Below are 12,864 nucleotides of genomic sequence, written 5' to 3' on the forward strand. Positions count from 1 at the left end.
CAGGTGGAACAATTGTCAAAAACGCAATTGACACTAGGTGAGACACTGAATACTCTGGACGGCATCGGGGCGAGGACGCCCCGCGAATTCGAGCACCCGATGCCCGACAGGACTGGAGGAGACATGAAAGCCACGCCGCACATCGACCCGCAGGCCCCGATCGCCGAGACGATCCTGCTCCCCGGCGACCCACTCCGCGCGAAGTTCATCGCCGAGACCTACCTCGAGGACGCCCAGCAGTTCAACTCGGTCCGCAACATGCTCGGCTTCACCGGCTACTATCAGGGCACCCAGGTGTCCGTCATGGGCTCGGGCATGGGCATCCCCTCGATCTCCCTGTACGCCTGGGAGCTCATCCACGTCTTCGGCTGCAAGAAGCTCATCCGCATCGGCTCGTGCGGCGCCATGCAGCCCGGCGTCAACCTCTACGACGTCGTCATCGCCCAGGCCGCCTGCTCGAACTCGGCGTTCATGGACCAGTACGACCTGCCCGGCACCTACGCGCCGATCGGCTCCTACCGCCTCATCGAGGCCGTGCGCGAGCGCGCGAAGGAGAACGGCGTCGTCACCCACGTCGGCAACATCCTCTCGTCCGACACCTTCTACAACGCCGACGAGACCTTCAACGCCCGCTGGCAGGCGATGGGGATCCTCGCGGTCGAGATGGAGTCCGCCGGACTCTACGCGACCGCCGCCCACGCCGGCGTCGAGGCCCTCGGCATGTTCACCGTCTCCGACTCGCTCGTCACGGGCGAGGCGACGACGGCCGCCGAACGCCAGACGGCATTCACCCAGATGATGGAGCTCGCGCTCCCCCTCGCCCAGATCTGATCCGAAGGAGAACACTCTCATGAAGAAGTTCGAAGTCGCTCAGATGATCGACCACACCCTCCTCAAGCCGGAGGCCACCGCGGCCGACGTCGCGAGGATCGTTGCCGAGGGCGTGGAGCTCGGCACCTACTCGGTGTGCGTCTCGCCCTCGATGCTTCCGCTCGAGGTCCCCGCCGGCCTCAAGGTCGCCTGCGTCGCCGGCTTCCCGTCGGGCGCCGTCAAGGCCGAGGTCAAGGCCGCCGAGGCCGCGCGCGCCGTCGCCGACGGCGCCGACGAGGTCGACATGGTCATCAACATCGCCCTCGCGAAGGAGGGCCGCGCCGACGACCTCGAGGCCGAGATCCGCGCCGTCCGCGAGCAGATCCCCGCCCCGAAGGTCCTCAAGGTCATCATCGAGTCCGCCGCCCTCACCGACGACGAGATCGTCATGGCGTGCAAGGCCTCCGAGGCCGCCGGCGCCGACTTCGTCAAGACCTCGACCGGCTTCCACCCGGCCGGCGGCGCGTCCGTCCACGCCGTCTCCCTCATGCGCGCCACCGTCGGCGACCGCCTCGGCGTCAAGGCCTCGGGCGGCATCCGCGACGCCGCGACCGCGCTCGCGATGATCGAGGCCGGGGCTTCGCGCCTCGGCGTGTCGGCGACCCTCGCCATCCTCGACGGAATCGAGGAGTGAGCATGGACGCCTCTCTTCTCGACTCCGCCCGCGACTGGGCCCTCCACGATCCGGACCCCGCGACTTCCGCGCGCCTCCTCGACGCCGTGAAGGCCGCCGAGGCCGGCGATGAGACCGCCGCGGCCGAGATCCGCGCCGCGATGGCCGGTCCGCTCGAGTTCGGCACAGCGGGTCTGCGCGGCGAGATCGGCCCGGGCGAATCCCGGATGAACCTCGCCGTCGTCATCCGCGCGACCGCGGGCCTCGCCGCCTACCTCAAGACGCAGACCGACCGGGAGCCCCGCGTCGTCATCGGCTGTGACGCCCGCCACGGCTCCGTCGACTTCGCGCGCGCCGCCGCCCGGGTCGTCTCGGCGGCCGGCTGCCGCGCCCTCGCCCTCCCCGTCTCGAACCCGACGCCGCTCACCTCCTTCGCGGTCCGCGCACTCGACGCGGACGCGGGCATCATGGTGACCGCCTCGCACAACCCCGCGAAGGACAACGGCTACAAGGTCTACCTCGGCGGGAGTGTCGTCACCGACGCCGGCCAGGGCGCCCAGATCGTCCCGCCGTACGACGCCGGCATCGCCGCCGCGATCGCCGCGGCCCCCAAGGCCGACGAGGTTCTCCAGGACGAGGCGAACATCGAGCAGGTCGACCCCCGCGACGACTACGTCGCCGCGGCCGCCGCCCTCGCCTCCGAGACCCCCGAGGCCCGCGCCGACCTCAAGATCACGCTCACCGCGATGCACGGCGTCGGCGCCGCGCTCACCAAGCGCGTCCTCGAGGCCGCAGGCTTCGGGCAGGTCGAGCTCGTCGCCGAGCAGGCCGAGCCCGATCCCGACTTCCCGACAGTTTCCTTCCCCAACCCGGAGGAGAAGGGCGCCCTTGATCTCGCGATGGCGCACGCCCGGAAGCAGGGCGCGGACCTCATCATCGCCGTCGACCCCGACGCCGACCGTTGCGCGATCGCCATCCCGGACGCGTCCGCCGAATCCGGCTGGCGCCAGCTCTCGGGCGATGAGACCGGCTCGATCCTCGGCGAGTACGCGACCCAGCGCGCGCCGAAGGGCGCCGTCCTCGCGAACTCGATCGTCTCTAGCCGACTCCTCGAGAAGATCGCGCACGCGCACGGCCTCGAGTACCGCCACACCCTCACCGGCTTCAAGTGGATCGCCCGCACCCCGGGCATCTTCTTCGGCTACGAGGAGGCGATCGGCTTCTGCCCGGATCCCGACCATGCCCGCGACAAGGACGGCATCTCGACCTCGGTCGTCGCCTCCTCGCTGTTCGCCGGTCTCAAGGCCCGTGGCCTCACCGGTCAGGACGAGCTCGAGCGCCTCGCGCACGCGTACGGCTGCCACCTCACGGCGCCGCTCACCTTCCGCGTCGAGAACCTTGCGCTCATCGCCGAGGGCATGGAGCGCCTCCGCGACAACCCGCCCGCGACCCTTGCGGGGTCCCCGGTCTCCTCGATCGTCGACCTCTCGAAGGGCTGGGACGGACTGCCCGGCACCGACGCCCTCATGGTGATGACCGAGGCGGGCGACCGCGTCATCGCGCGCCCCTCCGGCACTGAGCCGAAGCTCAAGTGCTACCTCGAGGTCATCCTCCCCGTCGCCGAGGGCGAGCCCGCCCCCTGGGACGAGGCGAAGGCGCGCCTCGAGACGATCAAGGCGGAATTCGGCGCCGCGATCGGCATCTGACGCGCGGATCCGGGGCGCATCGGCACGTGCTCACGCCGCTGCGCCCCGGTGACGCGACAATGGATACGGCCCGCGCAGGGGAGCTCGCACTCCGGCGCGGGCCTTTCCGCATCCCCGGGCATGTCGTCGCCGTTGTGCTTGTTCGTGCTCGCGCTCCGGCGCGGGGCCCTTCCGCATCCCCGGGAGTGATTGGCGGCTTTCCGCACGTACGGCGGCTTTCCGCACGTTTGGCGGCTTTCCGGATGTCTGGCGGCTTTCCGGATGTTTGGCGGCGAGAAACTGCCAAGATTCCGCCGCCAAACGCCACAAGACCCGCCAAACGCTGTGAAACCCGCCAAACGCGTGTTGGAGGGGGAAGACGAGCGCGGGGAGGCGCGACGTCCTCAACGGACCCGACTCCGCTGGCGAACCTGACCCGCCCCCGCGCGCGAAGCGGACCCGACTCCGCTGGCGAAGCGGACTCGACCCCAAGAGCGAACGGGACCCGCCCCCTCGGGGTTGCGGACGCGGCGGGCGACGGCCTCGACCCCGCGAGCGAACGGGACCCGCCGATGCGACGAAACGGGGGCGGCGGCCCGGGGGAATCCCCGTGCCGCCGCCCCTTCGTTCGTCCTGCCACCCGCGCAGCGGGCCCGCCCTCGTCGATCAGCCGCGCGGGGCCGACCGACGGCGCGAGGCCACACCGGATCACAGGCCCGGGCGCTTGCCGATCATCAGCGTGACCTCCTGCGTGCCCGCGAAGAAGTCATTGCCCTTGTCGTCGACGACGATGAACGCCGGGAAGTCCTCGATCTCGATCTTCCACACGGCCTCCATGCCGAGCTCCGGGTACTCGAGGAGCTCGACCTTCTTGATGCAGTTCGCCGCGAGCTCGGCCGCCGGGCCGCCGATCGAGCCGAGGTAGAAGCCGCCGTGCTTCTCGCACGCGTCCGTCACCTGCTTCGAGCGATTGCCCTTCGCCACCATGATCATCGAGCCGCCGAGGGCCTGGAACTGGTCGACGTAGGAGTCCATACGCCCCGCGGTCGTCGGGCCGAAGGAACCGGAGGGCATGCCCTCCGGGGTCTTCGCCGGGCCCGCGTAGTAGACAGGGTGGTCGAGCATGTACTGCGGCATCGGCTCGCCGTTCTCGATGCGCTCGCGGATCTTCGCGTGGGCGATGTCGCGGGCGACGATCATCGTGCCGTTGAGCGAGAGACGGGTCTTCACCGGGTACTTCGTGAGCTCGGCGAGGATCTCCTTCATCGGGCGGTCGAGGTCGATGCGGACGGCGCCGGTGTCCTCGCCGAGCTCGGCCGGGTCGGTCGCCGGGAGGAAGCGGCCAGGATCGGTGTCGAGCTTCTCGAGGAAGACGCCCTCGGGCGTGATCTTCGCCTTCACCTGGCGGTCGGCGGAGCAGGACACGGCGATCGCGACGGGCAGCGAGGCGCCGTGTCGGGGGAGTCGAACGACGCGGACGTCGTGGCAGAAGTACTTGCCGCCGAACTGGGCGCCGATCCCCATCTGACGGGTGAGCTCGAGGACCTGCTCCTCCATCTCGACGTCGCGGAAGCCGTGCGCGAGCTCGGAGCCCTGCGTCGGCATCGCGTCGAGGTAGTGGGCGGACGCGTACTTCGCGGTCTTGAGCGCGAACTCGGCGGAGGTGCCGCCGATGACGATCGCGAGGTGGTAGGGCGGGCAGGCGGCCGTGCCGAGCGAGCGGATCTTCTCCTCGAGGAACTGCATCATGTGCTCGGGATCGAGGATCGCCTTCGTCATCTGGTAGAGGTACGACTTGTTCGCCGAGCCGCCGCCCTTCGCCATGAAGAGGAAGTGGTAGGAGGTCTCCTCGCCCGGGCGGGTGTCGGCGTAGAGCTCGATCTGCGCGGGGAGGTTGCAGCCGGTGTTCTTCTCCTCGTACATGGAGATCGGGGCGTTCTGCGAGTAGCGGAGATTGAGCTCCGTGTAAGCGTCGAAGACGCCCTTCGCGAGGGGGCGCTCGTCCGGGCCCTCGGTGAGGACGCGCTGGCCGCGCTCGCCCTTGATGATCGCGGTGCCCGTGTCCTGGCACATGGGGAGGACGCCGGCCGAGGCGACGTTCGCGTTCTTCAGGAGGTCGAGGGCGACGAACTTGTCGTTCGCGGAGGCCTCGGGGTCGGCGAGGATCTTCGCGACCTGCTCGAGGTGGGCGGTCCTCAGGTAGAAGGAGATGTCGTGGTAGGCGGTCTTCGCGAGGAGCTCGAGAGCCTCGGGGGAAACCTTGAGGAAGGACTTCCCGTCGGGCCCCTCGACGGTCGACACCCCCTCGGTGGTGAGCAGTCGGTACTCCGTGGTGTCCTCGCCCAGCGGCAGCATGTCCTCGTAGAAGAACTCGGTCACGTTTCGGCTCCTTCGCGCCTCGTGTCGTTCGTCGTTCGGACCCACGGTAGGGCGCGGGGTCGCCGCTTCGCGGGACGGGGGTCCCTCCTGTTCACTCGGGGCGCACCCCTCGGCTCCCGGGCGGCCGGTTTTCGGCTCCACCATGCGGATCGTCGACGAGCGGAGGCCTGTGGTCCGGGCATCGGGGCGGGTGCTCCCAGAGCCCCGTGGAATCGAGGGAACGGTCCGCGACGGCGGATTAGCGATCGCCGGTGTTGCGCATTTCGGCGAGGAGTCGCGCGAAGCGCCCGAAGCGCCCTCCGCGGACGACGCGATCGTCGTCACCGGGCTCCTCGTCCTCGCCGCGTCCACCGCGCTGAAGTACGCGATCCCGGGCAAGCGGCTCGTGAAGTCGGGGACTCCGAACTCGACGCTCCTCCTCGCGCTCGCGGTCGGCGTCGTCGGCTGGTTCGTCGTCCCCGTCCTCGGCCTCCCGCTCGGAGCCCTGGGGGCCGTCTACCTCCTCGAGCGCCACCGCCTCGGCGCTCACGCCGACGCATGGTCCGCGATCCTCGACGTGCTGAAGTCCCTCGGGCTCTCGATCCTCATCGAGGTCGTCGCGGCGCTCGTCGTCGCGAGTCTCTGGATCCTCGGGCTCCTCCTCGTCTGAGCCGCGGATCGCGTCGCGTCCCTCCGCGAGCGCTGAACAGGCCCGGGACCAGGGGATTCCCCGATGCGCGCGGGCGCTCGCTCGCATAGCCTCGGGGCATGTCCGTCTCCACGTCCTTCACCGGCGCGCGCGGCATCCGCTACCCCGCGCCGGACGTCGCCCGGGGCCTCATGCTCCTCCTCATCGCGGTCGCGAACGTCCCCTTCTGGCTCGCCTTCTTCCCCGACGCCCCCGCCGGCGGCTCCCTCGACCGGGGGTGGGTGCTCGTCCGCTCGCTCCTCGTCGACCACCGCGCCTACCCGCTCTTCTCGATCCTCTTCGGATTCGGTCTCATGACGATGCTCGACCGCGGGGAGGAGCGCCACATCGACGCGAGGACCGCCGAGCTCGACGCGCGGCTCCCCGGCATGCCGGAGGACGTGCGGACCGGCTGGATCGAGGGGTTCGCCCGCGAGGCCCGCGACCGTTCGAGGCGCCTCGTCCGGCGCAGGGGCTGGTGGATGCTCCTCTTCGGCCTCGTCCACGGGCTCGTCTTCGCCGGCGACATCATCGGCGCCTACGGGCTCGTCGCGGTGCTCTTCGCCGGTCTGCTCGCCCGGCGCGCGTGGAAGACGCTCACCGCGCTCGGCGTCGCCCAGGTCCTCGTCATGACTCTCGCCCTCCTCGCGAGCCCGGGGGCGTCGGCCGCGGGCGGCTCGGCGGGCTCCATGGGGGACGGTTCGATCGCCGCCCTCCTCGACTGGTACTACCCGATCCTCTCGGGGCTCCTGTGGGCGACCTCGACGCTGCTCATCGCGGTGCTCGCGGCCGTCGTCCCTTGCGTCGTCATCGGCGCGGCGCTCGCCCGCACAGACCTCCTCGCCCGCCCGGACCTTCACCGCCCGCTCCTCGTCGCGATCGGGCTCGGCGGACTCGCGCTCGCGGCCGCCGGGGGAGCCCCGCAGGCCCTCGAGGCCGCGGGATTCGCCGCGTCCGCGCCGTCGTGGGCGCACGCCCTCCACGAGCTCTCCGGGATCCCCGGGGCGATCGGCTGGCTCGCGCTCCTCGCCCTCCTCGCGGGTCCGCCGGCCGAGCGCCTCGGCGCGGTCCGCGGGCTCCTGTCGGCGATCGGGAAGCGCTCGATGACCGCCTACATCGGGCAGACGATCCTCTTCGTCGCGGTGTTCGGGATCGCCGGGCTCCTCGGGGTTCGCGGCGTCGGCCAGTTCGCTGGATTCCTCATCGCCGTCGGCGTCTGGGCGGCGCTCGCCGCCATGTGCGGCCTGCTCGAGCGGGCCGGATACGCGCGCGGCCCCTTCGAACGGCTCCTGCGCAGGGCGGTCGCCCTTTCCGAGATCGACCGGCCGATCCCGCCGATCCCCGCGCCGCCCGCGTATCCGCCGGACACGGTTCCGGCGGGTGCGACTGAGCGGGCCGCGGCGCCGGAGGACCCGATGGGCCCGAGGGCCTGAGCGTCCGTCCGATCGGCGCCCGGCCCCGGCCTCGTCGATCGGGAACGAAGCGGCCGCGCGCCTCAGCGCATTCGGACGAGGGCGCCCAGCCCCGGCCTCGTCACTTCATGCGATTGACGGCCGACACCGCGGCCGCCGAGGCGACGAACCACAGCGCGATCGCGACGACGACCCCCGAGAGGCAGAGGATCCGGGTGAAGGCCACGCCGTCGGCTCCCATGAGGAGCCCCGCGATCGCGCAGCCCACCGCATGGAACGCCGCGACCGCGGCCGCCATCGCGAGGATCGGCCAGGCGGCCTCGTGGCCGGTCCGCCAGGCCTCCTCGGAGGCCTCGAGCTCCCGGTTGTGCAGGCCGATCGCCGCGCCCTTCTTCAACGTGCCCGCGCGGCCGCGAGCCGCGACGAGCGCGTAGAGCACAGCGAGGAGCCCGAAGCCGAGCAGGCCGAAGATCCCGAGCGGGTTCACTTCGCCTCCGCCTTCGCCTCAGCGCCGTCGGAGGGCGCGTCCACGCCCGAGCCCGGGACGCCGGCGACCGCTCGCTCGAGCTCGGCGATCCAGCGCGCGCCCGTGACGTCCGACGGCATCCTCCAATCGCCGCGCGGCGAGATCGCGCCGCCCGCCATCACCTTCGGACCGTTCGGAAGGGCCGAGCGCTTGAACTGCTGGGAGAAGTAGCGCTTGAGGAACAGCGTCTCCCACTTCACGATCTCGTCGAGCGAGTAGGCGACGCGGTCCTCGGCCGGGAAGCCCGAGGGCCACTGGCCCGTATCCGCGTCCGACCAGGCCTTCTCGGCGAGGAACGCGATCTTCGAGGGGCGCGAACCGCGACGCAGCACGTGGTAGAGCGTGAAGTCCTGCAGGTTGTACGGGCCGATCGTGTCCTGCGTCGACTGGATCTTCTCGCCGGGCTTCGACGGAACGAGCTCGGGGGAGATCTCCGTGTCGAGAATCGAGAGGAGAACCCGGCCCGCCTCGTCGGAGAACTGGCCCGACGTGACGACCCAGCGGATGAGGTGCTGGATCATCGTCTTCGGGACGCCCGTGTTCACCGCGTAGTGGCTCATCTGATCGCCGACGCCGTAGGTGCACCAGCCGAGCGCGAGCTCCGACAGATCGCCCGTCCCCAGGACGATGCCGCCGCGGTGGTTCGCGATGCGGAAGAGGTAATCGGTGCGCAGTCCCGCTTGGACGTTCTCGAAGGTGACGTCGTAGTCGTCGGCGCCCTCCGAGCAGGGGTGGTGGAGGTCGGAGAGGAGCTGGCGGGCGGCCGGCGTGATGTCGATCGTCTCGCAGGGGATCTCGAGGGACTCGCAGAGGGCGAGCGCGTTCGACTTCGTCCCCTCCGAGGTCGCGAACCCCGGCATCGTGTAGGCGAGGATGTCCGTGCGCGGGCGCCCGAGGAGGTCCATCGCGCGGGCCGCGACGATGAGCGCGTGCGTCGAGTCGAGGCCGCCGGACACGCCGATGACGACCTTCGGGTTCCCGATGGCGCGCAGGCGCTGGACGAGGCCCGAGACCTGGATGTTGTACGCCTCGTAGCAGTCCTGGGCGAGGCGCGCCGGGTCGTCGGGGACGAAGGGGAAGCGGTCGACCGGGCGCTCGAGCCCGAGGTCCGTCCGCGGCGGATCGAGGCGGACGATTTCGCGGTCGAAGGCGTCGGCGGGGGAGTTCTCTCCCGCGTAGTCGGCGTTGTCCTTGAAGGAGTTCTGGCGCGTGCGCTCGGTGACGAGGCGGTCGAGGTCGACGTCGGCGATCGACAGGGTCCGCCCGCCGCGCGCGAAGCGCTCGCCCTCGGCGAGAAGGTCCCCGCACTCGTAGATCATCGTCTGGCCGTCCCACGCGAGGTCGGTGCTCGACTCGCCCTCGCCCGCCGCGCAGTAGAGGTAGGCCGCGTTGAGTCGGGCGGAGGCCGAGCGGACGAGGAGACGGCGGTCCTCCGCGCGCCCCACCGTGATCGGGGACGCCGAGAGATTGACGAGGACGGTCGCCCCGGCGAGCGCCGCGTAGGAGGACGGGGTGATCGGGACCCACATGTCCTCGCAGACCTCGGGCGCGAGGACGAAGCCGGGGAGGTCCTCCGCTTCGACGAGGATCGAGCCGAAGCGGACGAGGTCGTCGCCCGCGGCCGACCACTTCGACGCGTCGATGGCGTACGGCGTCTGAACGCCGGGCGTGACGAAATGGCGCTTCTCGTAGAACTCCCGGTAGTTCGGGAGATGGAGCTTCGGCGTGACGCCGAGGATCCGGCCCCGGTGGATGGTCACCGCGCAGTTGTAGAGGGCCCCTTCGGCGCGGATCGGCGCGCCGACGACGATGATCGGGAGGAGGTCGACCGAGGCCTCGGCGATCACGCGGATCGCCTCGTCGACCTCGTCGAGGAGGACGTCCTGGAGGAGGAGGTCGTCGATCGCGTAGCCCGACAGCGCGAGCTCGGGGAGGACGAGGGCGACGACGCCTCTGTCGGAGGCCTCCTTCGCGACGGAGACGACCTCCGCGGCGTTGCGCAGGGGTTCTGCGGGGTGGACGGGGACGGTGGCGGCCGCGACCCGGGCGAATCCCTGGTCGTAGAGCGAATGGAAGTTCACGGAAGTCCTCCTCGTGGGGTTCCGGATCATTGTCTCCTAATCGGGCGCGTGCGCGCGCCGAGAGCATCACCTTCGTGCGACGAGAGCATGGCGGTTTCAGGCGGTGAGTGCAACGGCGTTGTCGTCGAGTAATTTTTGCATGAGTTCGGCGGGTGTTTTCCAGCCGTGGCGTTTGCGGGGTCGGGTGTTGAGTTGGCGTTCGGCCTCGGCGAATGCTNGCGACAAGCTGCGGGTGAGAGTTCATTCCTTCGCTCCGTTCTCGTCGGCTGGCCGGACCGGCCTAGAATGGGAGGGGTCGGCATCGTCCGGCCAGCCGACGAGAACGGAGCGAAGGAATGAACTCTCACCCGCAGCTTGTCGCGGACTCGGACTTCCGCATCGGCGTCCTCACTTCGGGCGGTGACGCCCAGGGCATGAACGCCGCGGTCCGCGCCGTCGTCCGCACCGCGCTCGCGGTCGGCGCGAGGCCCTACGCGGTCCTCGAGGGCTGGGCCGGCGCGGTCTCGGGCGGCGACGCCATCAAGGAGATGGGCTGGTCCGACGTCTCGAGCATCCTCGCCGAGGGCGGCACCGTCATCGGCACGGCGCGCTGCCCGGAGTTCCGCGACTACGAGGGCCGCCACGCGGCCGCCCTCCACCTCCTCGAGCACGGCATCGACCGCCTCGTCGTCATCGGCGGAGACGGCTCCCTCTCCGGCACCGACGAATTCCGCTCCGAGTGGGCCCAGCACGTGGCCGAACTCGTCGACGAGGGCGCCCTGGCCCCGGAGGAGGCCGCGAAGCACCCCGCCCTCATGGTCGTCGGCCTCGTGGGCTCCATCGACAACGACATGGTCGGCACCGACATGACGATCGGAGCCGACACCGCCCTCCACCGCATCGTCGACGCGATCGACCAGCTGACGAGCACCGCCGCCTCCCACCAGCGGACCTTCGTCGTCGAGGTCATGGGCCGCCACTGCGGCTACCTCCCCCTCATGGCCGCGGTCGCCGGCGGCGCCGACTACGTCTTCACCCCCGAGGACCCCGCCGGACCGGGCTGGGAGGACGATCTCGCCGAGCACCTGCGCCTCGGTCGGGAGGCCGGTCGCCGCGAGTCGATCGTCCTCGTCGCCGAGGGCGCGACCGACCGCGAGGGCAACCTCCTCACCACCCAGCACATCGCCGACACGATCACCGAGCGGACCGGCGAGGACGCGCGCGTCACGATCCTCGGGCACGTCCAGCGCGGCGGATCGCCCTCGGCCTACGACCGCTGGATGTCGACGCTCCTCGGCTACGCGGCCGTCCAGGAGATCCTCGCCGCCGGCCCCGACGACGTCCCCCACATCCTCGGCGTCCGCCACAACCGCGTCACCCGCGTCCCCCTCATGAAGGCCGTGAAGGACACGCGCGCCGTCAAGGACCTCATTAAGGCCGGCGACTTCGAGGGCGCCCAGGCCTCGCGCGGCGTCTCCTTCGCGACGATGGTGACGATCAACGAGATCCTCTCGACGCCCCCGCAGCTCACCCCCGAGCCCACCGGGACGCCTCGGCGCATCGGCATCCTCCACGCCGGCGGCCTCGCGCCCGGCATGAACACCGCGGCCCGCGCCGCCGTCCGCCTCGGCATCGCCCGCGGCTGGACGATGCTCGGCGTGCGCGGCTCGTGGAAGGGCCTCGCCGACAACGACGTCGAGGAGCTCACCTGGTCCGACGTCGAGGGCTGGGCCTTCAAGGGAGGCGCCGAGCTCGGCACCCGCCGCGAGGTCCCCGAGGTCGAGCAGTACTACGCGCTCGGTCGCGCGATCGAGCGCAACGAGTTCGACGCCCTCCTCGTCATCGGCGGACTCAACGCCTACCTCGCCGTCAAGGCGATGATGGACGAGCGAGACCGCTACCCGGCGTTCCGGATCCCGATCGTCCTCGTCCCGGCCTCGATCGACAACAACCTCCCCGGCTCCGAGCTCTCGATCGGCGCCGACACGGCGATCAACAACGCGACGTGGGCCCTCGACCGCATCAAGGAGTCCGCGGCCGCGACCAAGCGCTGCTTCGTCGCCGAGCTCATGGGCCGTCGCTGCGGCTACCTCACCCTCATGTCCTCCCTCGCCTCCGGCGCCGAGTACGCGTACCTCAACGAGGACGCCGTCGACCTCGAGACGATCTCGAAGGACTCGCAGCGCATGGTCGAGAGCTTCAAGGACGGGCGCCGCCTCTTCCTCGTCCTCGTCAACGAAGCCGTCTCCCGCTTCTACGACCGCGAATTCCTCGCCTCCGTCTACGAGGCCGAATCCGACGGCGCCTACGACGTCCGCAACTCCGCCCTCGGACACCTCCAGCAGGGCGGCGCGCCGAGCCCCTTCGACCGCCTCCTCGCGACGCGACTCGCGAACCGGGCGCTCGAGCACGTCCAGAACCAGTTCACCCGCGGCGAGGCCGAGGGCGTCTACATCGGCCAGGTCGGGAACCGGATCGAGGCCCGCCTCGTGAAGAACATGTTCGACGACCTCGACATCGTCAACCGGCGCCCCTTCCACCAGTGGTGGCGCGAACTCACCCCCATCCAGCGGATCGTGTCGATGAAGGACGCCGACACCCCCGCCCTGGCGATCACCATCGCCGACCCCGAAGCCTGAGATCGAAGCGAAC

General features: G+C 70.7%; 9 protein-coding genes. 6 read left to right on the forward strand and 3 right to left on the reverse strand.

The window, feature by feature from the left end:
• The first annotated feature begins 123 nt into the window (after positions 1 to 123).
• Genes deoD through DY157_RS01150 form a run of 3 tightly spaced genes read left to right on the forward strand, consistent with a single transcriptional unit; the run spans position 124 to position 3,189 of the window.
• Positions 124 to 831 (forward strand): purine-nucleoside phosphorylase, encoded by a 708-nt coding sequence (gene deoD, locus DY157_RS01140; RefSeq protein WP_115726847.1) that lies wholly within the window; start codon positions 124 to 126, stop codon positions 829 to 831.
• A 19-nt stretch (positions 832 to 850) separates the two neighbouring features.
• Positions 851 to 1,504, forward strand: coding sequence for a deoxyribose-phosphate aldolase (gene deoC, locus DY157_RS01145; protein ID WP_115726849.1), 654 nt, complete (start codon positions 851 to 853; stop codon positions 1,502 to 1,504).
• A 2-nt stretch (positions 1,505 to 1,506) separates the two neighbouring features.
• Positions 1,507 to 3,189: a phospho-sugar mutase gene (locus DY157_RS01150; RefSeq protein WP_115726851.1), complete on the forward strand. Its 1,683-nt coding sequence runs from the start codon at positions 1,507 to 1,509 to the stop codon at positions 3,187 to 3,189.
• Positions 3,190 to 3,876: 687 nt separating this feature from the next.
• Here DY157_RS01150 and DY157_RS01155 read toward each other — a convergent pair.
• Entirely contained in the window at positions 3,877 to 5,547 is a 1,671-nt protein-coding gene (locus tag DY157_RS01155; RefSeq protein WP_115726852.1) for a fumarate hydratase, read from the reverse strand.
• Positions 5,548 to 5,716: 169 nt separating this feature from the next.
• On the opposite strand from DY157_RS01155, the gene DY157_RS01160 reads away from it, so the two are divergent.
• Both DY157_RS01160 and DY157_RS01165 read left to right on the forward strand, forming a co-directional pair.
• Positions 5,717 to 6,196, forward strand: a complete 480-nt coding sequence (locus tag DY157_RS01160) for a DUF456 family protein (protein WP_160159387.1) — start codon at positions 5,717 to 5,719, stop codon at positions 6,194 to 6,196.
• Between the two features lie 98 nt (positions 6,197 to 6,294).
• Entirely contained in the window at positions 6,295 to 7,647 is a 1,353-nt protein-coding gene (locus DY157_RS01165; RefSeq protein ID WP_115726854.1) for a DUF418 domain-containing protein, read from the forward strand.
• A 100-nt stretch (positions 7,648 to 7,747) separates the two neighbouring features.
• Here the strand turns inward: DY157_RS01165 and DY157_RS01170 are convergent, their stop codons facing one another.
• Both DY157_RS01170 and DY157_RS01175 read right to left on the reverse strand, forming a co-directional pair.
• Complete coding sequence (locus DY157_RS01170) at positions 7,748 to 8,113, reverse strand: hypothetical protein (protein WP_115726855.1); 366 nt, start codon at positions 8,111 to 8,113, stop codon at positions 7,748 to 7,750.
• Positions 8,110 to 10,233: an NAD(+) synthase gene (locus tag DY157_RS01175; protein WP_115726856.1), complete on the reverse strand. Its 2,124-nt coding sequence runs from the start codon at positions 10,231 to 10,233 to the stop codon at positions 8,110 to 8,112. The genes DY157_RS01170 and DY157_RS01175 overlap by 4 nt, the downstream gene beginning before the upstream one ends.
• Positions 10,234 to 10,568: 335 nt before the next feature.
• On the opposite strand from DY157_RS01175, the gene DY157_RS01180 reads away from it, so the two are divergent.
• Positions 10,569 to 12,851, forward strand: coding sequence for a 6-phosphofructokinase (locus tag DY157_RS01180; RefSeq protein WP_115726857.1), 2,283 nt, complete (start codon positions 10,569 to 10,571; stop codon positions 12,849 to 12,851).
• Positions 12,852 to 12,864: the final 13 nt, after the last annotated feature.

Source organism: Actinomyces culturomici, from assembly GCF_900499005.1.
GTDB lineage: Bacteria > Actinomycetota > Actinomycetes > Actinomycetales > Actinomycetaceae > Pauljensenia > Pauljensenia culturomici.

Bases quoted from the DNA above. Each gene is read 5' to 3' on its own strand.
- DY157_RS01180 (WP_115726857.1), top strand. From the start codon at position 10,569: ATGAACTCTCACCCGCAGCTTGTCGCGGACTCGGACTTCCGCATCGGC.
- deoC (WP_115726849.1), top strand. From the start codon at position 851: ATGAAGAAGTTCGAAGTCGCTCAGATGATCGACCACACCCTCCTCAAG.
- DY157_RS01165 (WP_115726854.1), top strand. From the start codon at position 6,295: ATGTCCGTCTCCACGTCCTTCACCGGCGCGCGCGGCATCCGCTACCCC.
- DY157_RS01150 (WP_115726851.1), top strand. From the start codon at position 1,507: ATGGACGCCTCTCTTCTCGACTCCGCCCGCGACTGGGCCCTCCACGAT.
- deoD (WP_115726847.1), top strand. From the start codon at position 124: ATGAAAGCCACGCCGCACATCGACCCGCAGGCCCCGATCGCCGAGACG.